The following is a 15,346-nucleotide window of genomic DNA, read 5'->3' as shown; positions in this document are numbered from 1 at the left end:
GACGACTCAAGAGAATAAATGACGTTTAAGCCATGAAACAAGCTAAATTCCTGCATAAGACGAGTTTTAACGGGCGTATTTAAAGTGATAATCATAAGATATCTGGTTCGGGAGACGCTGAAGAGCCAACTGGCGATCCTCTTTATCCTCCTTCTGATCTTTTTCTGTCAGAAGCTGGTCAGGATCCTCGGCGCGGCGGTTGATGGCGAAATCCCAACGAATCTGGTGCTTTCCCTGCTCGGGCTTGGCGTGCCGGAAATGGCGCAGCTTATCCTGCCGTTAAGCCTGTTCCTTGGTCTGCTGATGACCCTGGGTAAGCTCTATACCGAAAGTGAAATCACCGTGATGCATGCCTGCGGCCTCAGTAAAGCCGTACTGGTAAAAGCAGCCATGGTGCTGGCGCTGTTTACGGGCATTGTTGCCGCGGTTAACGTCATGTGGGCGGGGCCGACCTCCTCTCGTCATCAGGATGAGGTGCTGGCGGAAGCAAAAGCTAACCCAGGGCTGGCGGCGCTGGCGCAGGGGCAGTTCCAGCAGGCTACCGACGGTAACTCCGTACTGTTTATCGAAAGCGTCGATGGCAACCGCTTCAATGACGTGTTTCTTGCTCAACTGCGCCCGAAAGGTAACGCTCGGCCTTCTGTGGTGGTGGCGGACTCCGGTCAGCTGTCTCAGCGTAAAGACGGCTCTCAGGTTGTCACGCTGAACAAAGGAACGCGTTTCGAAGGCACGGCTATGCTGCGCGACTTCCGTATTACCGATTTTCAGAACTACCAGGCCATCATTGGCCATCAGGCCGTCGCGCTCGATCCCACGGATACTGAGCAGATGGATATGCGCACCTTAATGAATACCGATACCGATCGTGCGCGTGCTGAACTGCACTGGCGTATCACGCTGGTATTCACCGTATTTATGATGGCGCTGATGGTGGTTCCGCTGAGCGTGGTAAACCCGCGCCAGGGCCGCGTGCTGTCGATGCTGCCAGCGATGCTGCTGTATCTGGTGTTCTTCCTGCTGCAAACCTCAATCAAGTCTAACGGCGGGAAAGGAAAAATTGACCCGATGATCTGGACCTGGGTCGTGAATGGTTTGTATCTGCTGCTGGCAGTCGGACTCAACTTGTGGGACACGGTGCCTGTGCGTCGTCTTCGTGCCCGGTTTACGCGTAAAGGAGCCATCTAATGCAGGCGTTTGGCGTACTTGACCGCTATATCGGTAAAACGATTTTCACCACCATCATGATGACCCTGTTCATGCTGGTGTCGCTCTCGGGCATTATCAAATTTGTCGACCAGCTGAAAAAAGCCGGGCAGGGGAGTTACGACGCGTTGGGCGCCGGGATGTATACCCTGCTCAGCGTACCAAAAGATGTGCAGATCTTCTTCCCGATGGCGGCCCTGTTGGGGGCGCTGCTGGGCCTGGGGATGCTGGCTCAGCGTAGCGAGCTGGTGGTGATGCAGGCATCGGGTTTTACCCGTATGCAGGTTGCGCTGTCGGTGATGAAAACCGCGATCCCGCTGGTGCTGTTGACCATGGCGATTGGCGAATGGGTCGCGCCGCAGGGCGAACAGATGGCGCGTAACTACCGTGCTCAGGCTATGTACGGCGGTTCACTGCTCTCCACGCAGCAGGGATTATGGGCGAAAGATGGTCAGAACTTTGTCTATATCGAACGCGTGAAAGGGGACGATGAACTGGGCGGCGTGAGTATCTATGCCTTCAATAACGATCGTCGTTTACAGTCGGTGCGTTATGCCGCCTCCGCTAAATTTGATGCGAACAACAAGCTGTGGCGGTTATCCCAGGTTGATGAATCTGACCTGACGAACCCGAAACAGATCACCGGTTCGCAGACCGTTAGCGGTACCTGGAAAACCAACCTGACGCCGGACAAGCTTGGGGTGGTAGCGCTCGATCCCGATGCGCTCTCCATCAGCGGTCTGCATAATTACGTGAAGTATCTGAAATCGAGCGGACAGGATGCGGGGCGTTACCAACTCAACATGTGGAGCAAAATCTTCCAGCCGCTGTCCGTGGCCGTGATGATGCTGATGGCGCTATCGTTCATCTTTGGACCGCTGCGTAGCGTGCCGATGGGGGTTCGCGTGGTAACCGGTATCAGCTTTGGTTTCGTGTTCTACGTCCTCGATCAGATTTTCGGTCCGCTGACGCTGGTGTATGGCATTCCTCCAATTATCGGCGCGCTGTTGCCGAGCGCCAGTTTCTTCCTGATCAGCCTCTGGATGCTGCTAAAACGCTCCTGATAAACCTTCTTCCTCGCTCCCGGTTGCCCGGGGGCGAGGCTAATCTCCTGTTTCACCCCGCACTTTTTCTCACAACCTTCAACGCCTCGCCGTGAATTTGAGTATTATTGAGCGATAAAGTCGTGAAGGGATCCTCTATGAAGCAAATTCGAATGCTGGCCCAGTACTACGTCGACCTGATGATGAAGCTCGGGCTGGTGCGTTTTTCCATGCTGCTGGCGCTGGCGCTGGTCGTTCTGGCCATCGTCGTGCAAATGGCCGTGACCATGGTTCTGCATGGTCAGGTCGAGAGCATCGACGTGATCCGCTCTATTTTCTTTGGCCTGCTGATTACCCCATGGGCGGTCTATTTTCTCTCCGTGGTGGTTGAGCAACTGGAAGAGTCCCGACAGCGTTTATCGAAACTGGTGGATAAGCTGGAAGAGATGCGCGAGCGCGATCTCAAACTCAACGTCCAGCTCAAGGACAACATTGCCCAGCTGAATCAGGAAATTTCAGACCGTGAGAAGGCGGAAGCCGAGCGTCAGACCACGCTTGAGCAGCTAAAAGTTGAGATGAAAGAGCGTGAAGTGACGCAGATCCAGCTTGAACAGCAATCCTCTTTCCTGCGCTCGTTCCTCGATGCGTCGCCGGATCTGGTGTTCTACCGTAATGAAGATAAAGAGTTCTCCGGCTGTAACCGGGCCATGGAACTGTTGACCGGGAAAAGCGAAAAGCAGCTGATCCACCTGAAACCTCAGGATGTCTATTCCGAAGAGGCGGCAGCAAAAGTGATGGAGACGGATGAAAAGGTCTTCCGCCATAACGTTTCGCTGACCTATGAGCAGTGGCTGGACTATCCTGACGGGCGCAAAGCCTGCTTTGAGATCCGCAAAGTGCCTTATTACGACCGGGTGGGGAAACGTCATGGTCTGATGGGCTTTGGCCGCGATATCACCGAGCGTAAGCGCTATCAGGATGCGCTGGAGCGCGCCAGCCGGGATAAAACAACCTTCATCTCCACCATCAGCCATGAACTGCGCACCCCGCTGAATGGCATTGTGGGGCTGAGCCGCATTCTGCTGGATACCGAGCTGACCAGCGAGCAGGAAAAATACCTGAAAACGATCCACGTCTCGGCGGTCACGCTGGGTAATATCTTCAATGATATTATCGACATGGATAAGATGGAGCGCCGTAAAGTTCAGCTCGACAACCAGCCGGTTGATTTTACCGGTTTCCTCGCGGACCTGGAAAACCTGTCAGGTTTACAGGCTCAGCAAAAAGGGTTGAGCTTTGTGATGGAGCCAACGCTGCCGTTGCCGCATAAAGTGGTGACGGACGGCACACGTCTGCGGCAGATCCTGTGGAACCTCATCAGCAACGCCGTGAAGTTTACCCAGAAGGGGCAGGTTGCGGTGCGCATTCGCTATGACGAAGGCGACATGCTGCACTTTGAAGTTGAGGACTCGGGTATCGGCATTCCTCAGGAGGAGCAGGATAAGATCTTCGCCATGTATTATCAGGTTAAAGACAGCCACGGCGGTAAACCGGCGACCGGTACGGGCATTGGACTGGCGGTGTCGAAACGTCTGGCGAAAAGTATGGGCGGGGATATCACCGTTGCCAGCCAGCCGGGTAAAGGCTCCACCTTTACGCTTACCGTCCACGCGCCTGCCGTGGCGGAAGAGGTGGAAGATACGTTTGAGAACGACGATATGCCGCTGCCAGCCCTGCACGTTCTGCTGGTGGAAGATATTGAGCTGAACGTCATTGTCGCTCGGTCGGTACTGGAAAAACTCGGTAACAGCGTGGATGTGGCGATGACCGGGAAAGCCGCGCTGGAGATGTTCACGCCGGGCGAGTATGACCTGGTGCTGCTCGATATTCAGCTACCGGACATGACCGGGCTGGATATCTCCCGCGAGCTGACGCGCAAATATGCTCCTGACGAGCTGCCGCCGCTGGTGGCGTTGACCGCAAACGTGTTGAAAGATAAAAAAGAGTATCTCGAGGCCGGTATGGACGATGTGCTCAGCAAGCCGCTGGCGGTACCCGCCCTGACGGCGATGATCAAGAAGTTCTGGGATACCTGTGATGAAGAGGAGAGCACCATGACGTCTGTTGATAGCGCTAAAGCCCAAACGATACTGGATACCGCCATGCTGGAGCAGTATATCGATCTGGTGGGACCAAAACTGATCACCGATGGCCTCGCCGTGTTCGAAAAAATGATGCCGGGCTATCTGAACGTGCTCGAATCCAACCTGACGGCGCGTGACCAGAAGGGCATCGTCGAAGAGGGACATAAAATCAAAGGCGCGGCAGGATCTGTCGGGTTACGCCATCTCCAGCAGCTGGGCCAACAGATTCAGTCTCCTGATTTACCTGCCTGGGAAGATAACGTAGGTGATTGGGTCGAAGAGATGAAACAAGAGTGGCAAAACGATGTGGCAGTGCTGAAAGCCTGGGTGGACGCCAGAAAAAAATGACCCCGGCTATACCGGGGTGCGCGAATACTGCGCCAACACCAGGGAAATCGTGGCTGCGCCTGATTTTTATGGGTTGTTTTCGCATGGACGCCGCCTGAAAATTGAGGCCGCACGCAGATAAGATAGCAAATCTTAAACAGTTTGTTACATGAATCAGTGAAATGTGTGAAGCATAGCGTTTTAATCAGAATTTTTAATGTGCTTCAGCGAGTTGCATAGAAGGATCGTCAGAATGAAAAAGATTGGTGTCGTGCTGAGCGGATGTGGTGTTTACGATGGTTCAGAGATACATGAAACCGTATTAACGCTGCTGGCATTATCGCGCCAGGGGGCAGACGTTATCTGCTTCGCCCCGGATAAAACCCAGGCAGACGTGATTAATCATCTCACCGGCGAGCCAATGGCGGAAAGCCGTAACGTGCTGATTGAAGCGGCGCGTATTGTGCGCGGCGATATTCACCCGCTGGCACAGGCCGATGCCGCTGAACTTGATGCGCTCATCGTGCCGGGCGGTTTTGGCGCGGCGAAAAACCTGAGCACGTTTGCAACGGAAGGCACGGCGTGTCATGTCGATCCCGATTTGAAAGCGCTATCGCTGGCGATGCATGCGGCAGGTAAGCCGCAGGGCTTTATCTGCATTGCGCCGGCCATGCTGCCGAAGATTTTTGATTTCCCGCTGCGGCTCACGATCGGAACCGACATTGATACCGCTGAGATTGTCGAGGATATGGGCGGCGAACACGTGCCATGTCCGGTAGACGACATTGTGGTGGACGAGGACAACAAGATCATCACCACGCCAGCGTATATGCTGGCGCAGAACATCGCCGAGGCTGCCGCAGGCATTGAAAAGCTGGTGGACAGAGTGCTGGTCCTGACCGAATGAGTCGTAAATTCTCCCCCGGCGGGTGGTTAAAACGGATCCTGCTGCGTATTGTGCTGGTCCTGGCTGTGTTCTGGGGCGGCGGTATTGCGCTGTTCAGCATCCTGCCCGTCCCGTTCTCGGCCGTGATGGCAGAGCGGCAGATTAGCGCCTGGCTCTCTGGGGATTTTGGCTATGTTGCCCATTCTGACTGGGTCAGCATGGATGCAATCTCGCCGTGGATGGGGCTGGCGGTCATTGCGGCAGAAGATCAGAAATTCCCGGAGCACTGGGGTTTTGACGTGGCGGCTATCGAGAAGGCGCTGGATCATAATGAACGTCATGAAAACCGCGTCCGCGGCGCATCGACGCTTTCTCAGCAGACGGTAAAAAACCTGTTCTTATGGGACGGTCGCAGCTGGGTGAGAAAAGGGCTGGAGGCCGGGCTGACGCTGGGCGTCGAGACGGTGTGGAGCAAAAAACGCATTTTAACCGTCTACCTGAATATCGCGGAATTTGGTGACGGCGTATTTGGTGTCGAAGCGGCATCGCAGCGCTATTTTGGCAAGCCCGCCAGCAGGCTGACTATGTCCGAAGCGGCACTGCTTGCCGCCGTGCTGCCGAACCCGCTGCGTTTTAAGGCCAGCGCCCCGTCAGGCTACGTGCGAAGCCGCCAGGCGTGGATTATGCGCCAGATGCGTCAGCTGGGTGGGGAAGGGTTTATGGAGCGAAATAATCTTAGGTAGGGCGGGTAAGCGCAGCGCTACCCGCCGACATGGCGAACGTTAGTCTTCGTCAAACCCGGCGTTGAACAGGGCAATCACTGCCGCCAGCGCTTCTTCTTCCTGCGGGCCGGTGGCTTCAACTTCAATCTGACGGCCTTTGGCAGAATCCAGCATCAGTAGCGCAATCACGCTGTTGGCTTCTGCCTCGGTTCCCTCGTCGTTGCGCAGCAGCACCTCAGCATCAAAACCCTGCATCAGTTCAAACAGCTTCATCGCCGGGCGCGCATGCATGCCCAGCTTGTTGGTGATTTCGACGGTCTGTTTTACGGTCATGTTTTGCGTTTTTCCAGCGTGCGATGACGGGACTGAACGTTCTTCCCGCGTGAGCGGAAGTAATCGGCCAGCTGTTCGGCAATGTAGACCGAACGATGTTTACCGCCGGTACAGCCAATCGCCACCGTCAGGTAGCTGCGATTGTTTGTTTCCAGCATAGGTAACCATAGCTCAAGGTAGCTTCGCGTCTGGTAGATAAAATTGTGTACTTCTGTGTGTCTGTCGAGGAACGCTGCCACCGGCTTATCCAGACCGGTCATCGGACGCAGTTTCGGATCCCAGTGTGGGTTCGGCAGGAAACGCACATCAAAAACGTAATCCGCATCAATAGGTATGCCGTGCTTAAAGCCGAAGGATTCAAACACCATCGTCAGTTCGCGCTCGCGCTTGCCGAGTAAGCGCGTACGCAGCATTTCCGCCAGCTCGTGGACGGACATTTCGGAAGTGTCGACAATCAGGTCGGCCCGGGAACGCAGCGGCTCAAGCAGATCGCTCTCTTTATCGATGGCGCTTTCCAGCGAAAGATTTTTACTGGAGAGCGGATGCAAACGACGTGTATCGCTGTAGCGACGGATCAGCGTGTTGCGGTCAGCATCCAGGAACAAGAGCTGAGGCGAGAAGCATTCCGGCAGGCTGTTCATTGCCTGCTCGAAGATTTCCGGCGATTCCGGCATGTTACGCACGTCGATACTGACGGCGGCAGAGATTTGCCTGTCCGCCAGCGTCCGCGCCAGATCGGGTAACAACACTACCGGCAGGTTATCTACACAGTAAAATCCCATGTCTTCCAGCGCGCGCAGGGCCACGGACTTCCCGGACCCCGAACGACCGCTGACGATCATCAGCACCATGTTCCGTTTCTCCTCAGGGCAGCCGTACTGAAGGCCCTTTCCCGATTATGCCTCATCCTGATTGCCTTCTGCTTCAGTGATAATTTGATAAAGCTCTTCATCACTTTGGGCTGAGCGCAGTCGACGACAAATGGTTTTATCCGCCAGACGTTTGGCAACCAGCGACAGCGTGTGCAGGTGGGTTTTGGTCTGATCGGCAGGAACCAGCAGCGCGAAAAGCAGATCCACAGGCTGGTTATCGATGGCGTCAAAAGCGATAGGCGTTTCCAGTTGCACAAACACCCCCACGGCACGCAGCGTATCTTCTTCCAGCTTGCCATGCGGGATCGCAATGCCATTGCCGATGCCGGTACTGCCCATTTTTTCACGGGTCAGAATGGCTTCAAACACGATCTGCGGCGGCAGACCCAGCTGTTTTGCGGCCAGCTCACTGATGATTTCCAGCGCACGTTTTTTGCTCTGGCAGTGAACGCCACTGCGGGTACAATCCTGGTTAAGGACATTGCTCAGTTGAAGAGCGGAATCGTTGTTTATCATAATTTCACCTAAGCGCTAACTGTACAAATGGCCTGTTGTGTTTCACAACAGGCCGTCCTGCACCCGTTAACTGCCCGGACAATTAGTGTTGTTTCAGTTTATCTTTATGTTTATTGAGCTGTCTCGCAAGCTTATCAATCAAGCCGTCGATAGCCGCGTACATGTCTTGCCCTTCCGCACTGGCATGGAGTTCCCCTCCGTTGACGTGCAGGGTCGCATCCGAGATATGCGTCACTTTCTCCACTTTCAACACAACATAGACCTGGTTGATCCTCTCGAAATACTGCTCGAGTTTCGCAAACTTAGTGTTTACAAAATCGCGTAAAGCCTCAGTAATCTCGACGTTATGTCCGGTGATATTGAGCTGCATAGTGTCTTCCTTATCGGTTGTGTCAAACCAGTTGTTTACGCTGGTTAGACGGCGGAATGGATAAAGACTCTCGATACTTCGCGACAGTACGACGTGCCACCATAATACCCTGATCGGACAGCATGGTGGTTAACTTACTGTCACTGAGTGGCTTCGCGGGGTTCTCCGCGGCGATCAACTTCTTCACCAGTGCGCGAATAGCCGTTGACGAGGCTTCGCCGCCGCCTTCGGTGTTCACGTGGCTGGAGAAGAAATACTTAAGCTCAAAAATACCGCGTGGGCTGTGCAGATATTTCTGCGTGGTCACGCGGGAAATGGTTGATTCATGCATCTCGACGGCCTGGGCGATGTCCGCCAGCACCATCGGTTTCATAAACTCTTCGCCCTGCTCAAAGAACGCCTGCTGCTGTTCGACAATACAGCGGCTGACGCGCAGCAGCGTGTCATTACGGCTCTCCAGGCTCTTGATCAACCAGCGTGCTTCCTGAAGGTTGCTGCGAATGTATTGATTATCAGCGTCGTTACGGGCGCTGGTGCACATGGAGGCGTATTGCTGGTTGATTTGCAGGCGAGGAATGCTGTCGGCGTTCAGTTCAACGACCCAGCGGCCATTGTGTTTTCTCACCAGCACATCGGGGATGACATATTCCGGTTCGCTGGTCTGGATCGACTGCCCCGGACGCGGATCGAGCGACTGGATCAGATTCACCGCTTCCTTCAGCACCTCTTCTTTCAGGCGTGTGACGCGCATCAGGGTGCGGAAGTCGTGATTCGCCAGCAGATCCAGATGATCGCTGATGATGAGCCGGGCTTCGTCAATCCACGGTGTCTCTTTGGCAAACTGCGAAAGCTGGATCAGAAGGCAGTCGCGCAGATCTTTCGCGGCGACACCTATCGGGTCGAAACGCTGAACGCGTTTCAGAACGGCTTCGATCTCTTCCAGTTCAATCTCGTCATCGCCGATGCTTTCAAGAATCTCGTCCAGCGTCACGGTCAAATAGCCCGTGTCGTCAACGGCATCGACAATCGAGGTGGCAATGGCGCGATCGGTATCGGAGAAAGGAGTCAGCTCTACCTGCCACATCAGGTAGTCCTGAAGCGACTGGGTGGTTTCGCCCTGGTAGACCGGGAGTTCATCGTCCTGGTAGTCTGCACGCGTCCCGGAAGGGGTACCCGCGGTGTAGATTTCATCCCAGCTGGCATCCAGCGGCAGTTCGTCCGGCATCTCTTTCTGTTCGAGCGCATCTACGGAGTCGAGCGTTTCTGTGTCCTGCGTCTGCTGGGCGTCTACCTCGTCATGAAGATCGGTTTGCTCCAGCAGCGGATTGCTGTCCAGCGCCTGCTGGAGCTCCTGCTGGAGTTCTAACGTGGACAGCTGCAACAGACGGATTGCCTGCTGTAGCTGCGGCGTCATGGCCAGTTGCTGGCTGAGCCGTAATTGCAAACCTTGCTTCATGTTCAGAGCGTTTTTCTCCGGTTCGGCGTGACTTAACCTCTACCCTATCAGAGTCTGAAGTCTTCCCCAAGGTACACGCGCTTAACATGCTCATCTTCGAGGATTTGCTGCGGCGTACCGTGGGCAATCAGATGGCCCTGGCTCACTATGTAGGCGCGCTCACACACGGCCAGCGTTTCACGAACGTTGTGGTCCGTGATCAGTACGCCAAGCCCGCTGTCGCGCAGGTGCTCAATGATACGTTTGATATCGATAACGGAGATGGGGTCAACGCCCGCAAACGGTTCATCCAGCAGGATGAATTTTGGGTTTGCTGCCAGCGCGCGCGCAATCTCAACGCGGCGGCGTTCACCACCGGACAGCGCCTGGCCGAGGCTGTCACGCAGATGTTCGATATGAAACTCTTCCATCAGCTCGTTCGCACGGTCAGAGCGCTGCTCGCTGGTCAGATCGTCACGGATCTGGAGCACGGCCATCAGGTTGTCGAACACGCTTAAGCGGCGGAAAATAGACGCTTCCTGCGGCAAATAGCCGATGCCACGACGCGCGCGGGCATGCAGCGGCAGCAGGCTGATATCTTCATCATCGATGATGATGTTGCCGGCGTCACGCGGGACGATGCCCACCACCATGTAGAAGGTCGTGGTTTTACCCGCCCCGTTAGGGCCAAGCAAACCCACGATTTCGCCGGAGTTGACGGTCAGACTGACATCTTCGACGACGCGGCGGCCCTTATACGCTTTCGCGAGGTTTTTTGCAGTTAAAGTTGCCATAACGAATTAGTTACTCTTTTTCTGTGCCGGAGCCTGACCGTTGTTCTTGTCCTGCAACTGCGAAGGCACAAGCACGGTCGTGACGCGTTTGCCTTTTTCGCTGGAGGCCTGCATTTTCTGCTCTTTCACCAGATAGGTGATCTTGTCGCCTTTGATATTGCTGTCCAGCTGTTCCAGGTAAGCATTACCGGTCAGGATGACCAGATCCTTCGCCAGTTCATAGTGCATATGCGAGGCATGGCCTTTCACCGGCTTGCCGTTGTCCTGCATCTGGTAGAAGGTGGCCGGGTTGCCATAACCATCGATAATCTCTTTGCCCTGCTCGCCGCCCGGACGGGTAACGACCACTTTGTCGGCGTTGATTTTAATGGTGCCCTGGGTCATGACGACGTTGCCGGTAAAGGTGACGACGTTACCCTGCATATCCAGAGACTGGGTATCGGATTCAATATGAATCGGCTGTTCGGTGTCGCCAGTCACAGCAAGCGCGGGAAGACTGGCCGCCAGCAGCGCGCTGGCGATAACAACTTTAAGGCTGAGTTTGTTTGTTTTGAATTTCATAGGAGGTTCTAACCTTTTCAATCAGCTCGGCGTTTTTGCTGCGTAAGTTCCCGCGCATTCTTAAACCGCTGGAATTAAATGTTGTGCCATACAGGGTGACTAGATCCTGCGACGTGACATCCTGGGTGACCAGGTTGATCTGGGCGTTATCCGTCGTAATTTTTCGCAGTTGCGCGTCAGCGGTCAGGGCGTTGACTTCAACGTGACCATACAGGTAAAGCATACGGTCATTTGTCAGTTTTGCCCGGTCAGACTTGATAGACCACGTCGGCACTTTGTCCGTATCAAAGGTGGTCATGACCGGTTGGGTAAACCACGAGGTACCGTCATCTGAAAAATATTCTACATGCTGAGCAACGAGGCGATAGTTCAGCGCGCCTTCCGGGCTATAGACCACGGTGTCGCTGTGATCGCTTTTGTAGGTCGGGTCGCTCGTGTTAACCACTTCCGCTTGCGTATCATCGCGGTCAGCGAGGTTGACGCCAATCAGTACCAGGGCGGCAAGCGCAAGCAGAATGATAACCCAACGTCTGGTTTTACTCATATCGATTGCCCTTTCGCCTCATCAAGCTTGCCCTGCGACAGCAGAAGCAGATCGCAGACTTCACGGACGGCGCCGCGGCCACCGTGAATATGGGTAACGTAATCAGCACGCGGGATCAGCAGCGGGTGCGCGTCAGCCACGGCGATGCTCAGACCCACCTCCGCCATCACTGGCCAGTCGATCAAATCATCCCCGACGTATGCCACATTCTCTGGTGCAATGGCCAGTTTTCCCAGCAGATCCCGGAAAGCTACCATCTTATCAGACTGCCCCTGATAGAGATGGGTAATGCCCAGCGTTTCACACCGATCTTCTACCAGTTTAGCTTTCCGCCCGGTGATGATAGCAACTTCAATACCGGACGTGAGCGCACAGCGGATACCGTAACCGTCGCGAACGTTAAAGGCTTTCAGCTCTTCGCCGTTATTGCCCATATAAATCAGACCGTCGGAGAGCACACCATCCACATCGAGGATCAGCAGGCGGATATTTTCCGCCTTTGCCATCATGTGGGCGCTCACCGGGCCATAACAGGTTGCAAGGGATGCACCCGCATTACTCATTGTCTTATCCTTCATTACACTACGCCAGCGCGCAGCAGATCATGCATATGTACCACACCCAGCAGTTGGTCGCCATCGGCAACCATCACTGAGGTAATATGACGGGACTGCATCAGGTTCAGCACATCTACCGCCAGCGTGCCCGGACGGACGCGGATCCCGCCTGGCGTCATAACATCAGCAATGCCCAGCGTTCGGACATCCACACCCATATCGAATACCCGGCGCAGGTCGCCGTCGGTGAAAATGCCCTGAATCTTCATCAGATCGTCGCAGATAACCGTCATGCCCAGGTTTTTACGGGTGATCTCCAGTAACGCGTCGCGCAAAGAGGCCTCTTTGCTCACGTGCGGGATCTCATCTCCAGTGTGCATAATATCGTTAACCCGCAGCAGCAGTTTACGCCCGAGCGCGCCGCCGGGGTGAGACAGGGCGAAATCTTCAGGCGTAAAACCGCGGGCTTCCAGCAGCGCAACGGCAAGGGCATCGCCCATCACCAGCGCGGCGGTTGTGCTGGAGGTCGGCGCCAGCCCCAGCGGGCAGGCTTCTTTAGGCACCTTCACGCACAGGTGAATATCCGCCGCACGCGCCATACTGCTTTCCGGGCGGCTGGTCATGCAAATCAGCGGTACGTGCAGACGCTTCAGCACCGGGATCAACGCCAGGATTTCATTCGATTCCCCGGAGTTGGACAGCGCAATAACCACGTCCTGCGGCGTAACCATGCCGAGGTCACCGTGCGCGGCTTCACCGGGATGGACGAAGAATGACGACGTGCCGGTACTGGCAAAGGTCGCCGCCATTTTGCGTCCGATATGGCCGGATTTGCCCATCCCCATCACCACGACTTTGCCGGCACAGTAAAACATCTTCTCACAGGCCAGACTAAAATCCTGATTAATGTACTGATCTAACTGCGCCAGACCTTCACGTTCAATCTCCAGAACGTCTTTGCCTGCTTTCTGAAAGTCAAAACCCGGCTGCAATTCTATTTGCGACATAATGCGTTTCCGTTTACCCAGAGAGAAGAGGCGAAAGCCAGTACAGCATCGCCAGCCATACGATAAATCCACCCGTCAGCAGCGCGCCTGCGCCTTTGCCGATCTGCTCTTTTCGCCGCCAGCAGAGCAGGGCGAAAATCACGCTGACCAGCAGCATCACACCGTAATCGCGCGTGAAAACCATAGGGTTAAACGGCCCCGGCGAGATTAGCGCCGGCAGCCCTGTCACGATTGCGATATTGAAAATATTCGAGCCAATGATATTGCCGATGGCGATATCATCTTCCCCTTTACGCGCCCCGGCGATGGCGGTGGCCAGCTCTGGCAGGCTGGTGCCGATGGCGATTACCGTCAGACCGATTGTCAGTTCGCTCATCGCAAACGCGTTCGCCAGCACCGTCGCGTTATCGACCACCATCCGCGTGGCCATTGGCATGATGATCAGCGCGACGCCCAGCCACAGCAGGGCGACGGGTAAGGTCCCTTCCCGGGGCAGCTCGGCGAGATGCTCACGCGTAAGGCTATCGTTACCCTGTTTTTCCGCCAGACGTGCGATCTTCACGCTGTAAAGCAACCAGATCACGGCCAGGGCGAGCAGGAATATACCGTCACCGACGCTCAGCACCCCGTCATAAAGTACGTAGCCTGCCAGCAGACTGACGACTAACATTAACGGCAATTCCCGGCGCAAAACATCAGAATGCACGCGAAATGGATGCAGTAATGCGGCTAAGCCTAAAATCAGTAAGATATTGACGATGTTAGAGCCAATCGCGGTGCCGATAGCGAGGTCGACTTGCCCATGCAGCGAGGCTGAAACAGAAACGATGATTTCAGGAAGCGATGTGCCTACACTGACCACCGTCATGCCGATAATGATGGGCGGCATGCCAATGAGTCGACAGAGAATGGATGCGGCAAAGACCAAACGGTCAGCACTGTAGACCACCAACAGTAAACCAATTATTAACAGTGCTGTTGCTAAAAGCATCAAAAGTCCTTTCTTCAGGTATACTCGCTGGTCCACTGCGCACGAATGTTGGCGCCAGATGAAGTCTGAGACGTAACGAATTCCTAATTTTGACTTTATGCGCCGGAAAAGTAAAACAAATGCCAGCTTTCGCTAACCCCAATAGTGAATATTCTGTAAAAATGCGGGGTTTAGGGCTGATTTACGCTTCATGCCAGCCGTGAAGCAAGGTAAGTAAGGAACCATAAATGAGCCAAACGATGGCGAATATAGTCGATGTCCGGGGCGTCAGTTTTTCTCGCGGCAACCGGTTAATATTTGATGATATTTCGCTGACCGTGCCGCGCGGTAAAATCACCGCCATCATGGGGCCGTCAGGGATCGGTAAAACCACGTTGCTGCGTCTTATCGGCGGGCAAATCCCCCCTGACAGCGGCGAAATTCTCTTCGACGGCGAAAATGTCCCGGCGATGTCTCGCTCGCGCCTCTACACGGTTCGCAAACGGATGAGCATGCTCTTTCAGTCGGGCGCGCTGTTCACGGATATGAACGTTTTTGACAACGTGGCCTATCCGTTGCGTGAGCACACCCATCTTCCTCCTGAGCTGTTGCACAGTACGGTGATGATGAAGCTTGAAGCCGTGGGGCTGCGGGGGGCTGCGAAACTCATGCCGTCCGAACTCTCGGGTGGGATGGCGCGCCGCGCCGCGCTGGCGCGTGCTATTGCCCTGGAACCCGATTTAATCATGTTCGATGAACCGTTCGTCGGGCAGGACCCCATCACCATGGGCGTGCTGGTGAAGTTAATTTCGGAGCTGAACAGCGCCCTTGGCGTCACCTGCGTGGTGGTTTCCCACGACGTGCCGGAAGTGCTGAGTATCGCTGATTACGCCTATATTGTGGCTGACAAAAAGATCGTCGCCCACGGCAGCGCGCAGGCGTTGCAGGAGAATGGCGATCCGCGCGTGCGGCAGTTCCTGGACGGTATCGCAGATGGGCCGGTGCCTTTCCGCTATCCGGCGGGCGACTATCATGACGATTTACTCGGAATAGGGAGTTAAG

At 55.1% G+C, this 15,346-nt stretch carries 17 protein-coding genes; 6 read left to right on the top strand and 11 right to left on the bottom strand.

Annotation, left to right across the window (positions count from 1 at the left end):
* The first annotated feature begins 84 nt into the window (after positions 1–84).
* The 5 genes from lptF to mtgA all read left to right on the top strand — a co-directional run bounded on the left by lptF (position 85) and on the right by mtgA (position 6,346).
* Positions 85–1,185, top strand: coding sequence for an LPS export ABC transporter permease LptF (gene lptF, locus ACQG0T_RS20605; protein WP_003861881.1), 1,101 nt, complete (start codon positions 85–87; stop codon positions 1,183–1,185).
* Positions 1,185–2,267 carry an LPS export ABC transporter permease LptG gene (gene lptG, locus ACQG0T_RS20600; protein ID WP_001147540.1) on the top strand — a complete coding sequence of 361 codons (1,083 nt, stop codon included), beginning with the start codon at positions 1,185–1,187 and terminating at the stop codon, positions 2,265–2,267. The genes lptF and lptG overlap by 1 nt, the downstream gene beginning before the upstream one ends.
* 137 nt (positions 2,268–2,404) lie before the next feature.
* Positions 2,405–4,738 carry an aerobic respiration two-component sensor histidine kinase ArcB gene (arcB, locus tag ACQG0T_RS20595; RefSeq protein WP_017382727.1) on the top strand — a complete coding sequence of 778 codons (2,334 nt, stop codon included), beginning with the start codon at positions 2,405–2,407 and terminating at the stop codon, positions 4,736–4,738.
* 232 nt (positions 4,739–4,970) lie between these two features.
* On the top strand, positions 4,971–5,624 hold the full coding sequence (elbB, locus tag ACQG0T_RS20590; protein ID WP_015571987.1) for an isoprenoid biosynthesis glyoxalase ElbB: 654 nt from the start codon (positions 4,971–4,973) through the stop codon (positions 5,622–5,624).
* Positions 5,621–6,346, top strand: a complete 726-nt coding sequence (gene mtgA / locus ACQG0T_RS20585; protein ID WP_015571986.1) for a monofunctional biosynthetic peptidoglycan transglycosylase — start codon at positions 5,621–5,623, stop codon at positions 6,344–6,346. The genes elbB and mtgA overlap by 4 nt, the downstream gene beginning before the upstream one ends.
* Positions 6,347–6,385: 39 nt before the next feature.
* On the opposite strand, the gene npr is transcribed toward mtgA, so the two are convergent.
* The 11 genes from npr to ACQG0T_RS20530 all read right to left on the bottom strand — a co-directional run bounded on the left by npr (position 6,386) and on the right by ACQG0T_RS20530 (position 14,305).
* The gene (gene npr / locus ACQG0T_RS20580; RefSeq protein WP_003861872.1) at positions 6,386–6,658 is read right to left on the bottom strand and encodes a PTS phosphocarrier protein NPr; all 273 of its coding nucleotides are present in this window, start codon (positions 6,656–6,658) and stop codon (positions 6,386–6,388) included.
* On the bottom strand, positions 6,655–7,509 hold the full coding sequence (gene rapZ, locus ACQG0T_RS20575; protein ID WP_003861870.1) for an RNase adapter RapZ: 855 nt from the start codon (positions 7,507–7,509) through the stop codon (positions 6,655–6,657). Before rapZ ends, npr begins: the two co-directional genes overlap by 4 nt.
* 45 nt (positions 7,510–7,554) lie before the next feature.
* Complete coding sequence (gene ptsN / locus ACQG0T_RS20570) at positions 7,555–8,046, bottom strand: PTS IIA-like nitrogen regulatory protein PtsN (RefSeq protein WP_003861869.1); 492 nt, start codon at positions 8,044–8,046, stop codon at positions 7,555–7,557.
* An 82-nt stretch (positions 8,047–8,128) separates the two neighbouring features.
* Positions 8,129–8,416: a ribosome hibernation promoting factor gene (hpf, locus tag ACQG0T_RS20565; protein ID WP_003861866.1), complete on the bottom strand. Its 288-nt coding sequence runs from the start codon at positions 8,414–8,416 to the stop codon at positions 8,129–8,131.
* 22 nt (positions 8,417–8,438) lie between these two features.
* Positions 8,439–9,872 carry an RNA polymerase factor sigma-54 gene (gene rpoN, locus ACQG0T_RS20560; RefSeq protein WP_003861864.1) on the bottom strand — a complete coding sequence of 478 codons (1,434 nt, stop codon included), beginning with the start codon at positions 9,870–9,872 and terminating at the stop codon, positions 8,439–8,441.
* A 47-nt stretch (positions 9,873–9,919) separates the two neighbouring features.
* On the bottom strand, positions 9,920–10,645 hold the full coding sequence (lptB, locus tag ACQG0T_RS20555) for an LPS export ABC transporter ATP-binding protein (protein WP_023304493.1): 726 nt from the start codon (positions 10,643–10,645) through the stop codon (positions 9,920–9,922).
* 6 nt (positions 10,646–10,651) lie between these two features.
* Positions 10,652–11,206, bottom strand: coding sequence for a lipopolysaccharide ABC transporter substrate-binding protein LptA (gene lptA, locus ACQG0T_RS20550; RefSeq protein ID WP_006812136.1), 555 nt, complete (start codon positions 11,204–11,206; stop codon positions 10,652–10,654).
* Entirely contained in the window at positions 11,175–11,750 is a 576-nt protein-coding gene (gene lptC / locus ACQG0T_RS20545; RefSeq protein WP_032103286.1) for an LPS export ABC transporter periplasmic protein LptC, read from the bottom strand. Before lptC ends, lptA begins: the two co-directional genes overlap by 32 nt.
* On the bottom strand, positions 11,747–12,313 hold the full coding sequence (gene kdsC, locus ACQG0T_RS20540) for a 3-deoxy-manno-octulosonate-8-phosphatase KdsC (RefSeq protein ID WP_017693909.1): 567 nt from the start codon (positions 12,311–12,313) through the stop codon (positions 11,747–11,749). Before kdsC ends, lptC begins: the two co-directional genes overlap by 4 nt.
* 14 nt (positions 12,314–12,327) lie before the next feature.
* Positions 12,328–13,314 (bottom strand): arabinose-5-phosphate isomerase KdsD, encoded by a 987-nt coding sequence (kdsD, locus tag ACQG0T_RS20535; protein WP_003861853.1) that lies wholly within the window; start codon positions 13,312–13,314, stop codon positions 12,328–12,330.
* Positions 13,315–13,327: 13 nt separating this feature from the next.
* On the bottom strand, positions 13,328–14,305 hold the full coding sequence (locus tag ACQG0T_RS20530; RefSeq protein ID WP_003861852.1) for a calcium/sodium antiporter: 978 nt from the start codon (positions 14,303–14,305) through the stop codon (positions 13,328–13,330).
* 227 nt (positions 14,306–14,532) lie between these two features.
* Here ACQG0T_RS20530 and mlaF point away from each other — a divergent pair, with 227 nt between their 5' ends.
* Positions 14,533–15,345, top strand: a complete 813-nt coding sequence (gene mlaF, locus ACQG0T_RS20525; protein ID WP_017382730.1) for a phospholipid ABC transporter ATP-binding protein MlaF — start codon at positions 14,533–14,535, stop codon at positions 15,343–15,345.
* Position 15,346: the final 1 nt, after the last annotated feature.

Origin of the sequence: Enterobacter cloacae complex sp. 302F9, assembly GCF_050030335.1 — a bacterium.
GTDB classification, from domain to species: Bacteria; Pseudomonadota; Gammaproteobacteria; order Enterobacterales; family Enterobacteriaceae; genus Enterobacter; species Enterobacter hormaechei_C.
This window is presented reverse-complemented; position numbering and strand designations above follow the sequence as displayed.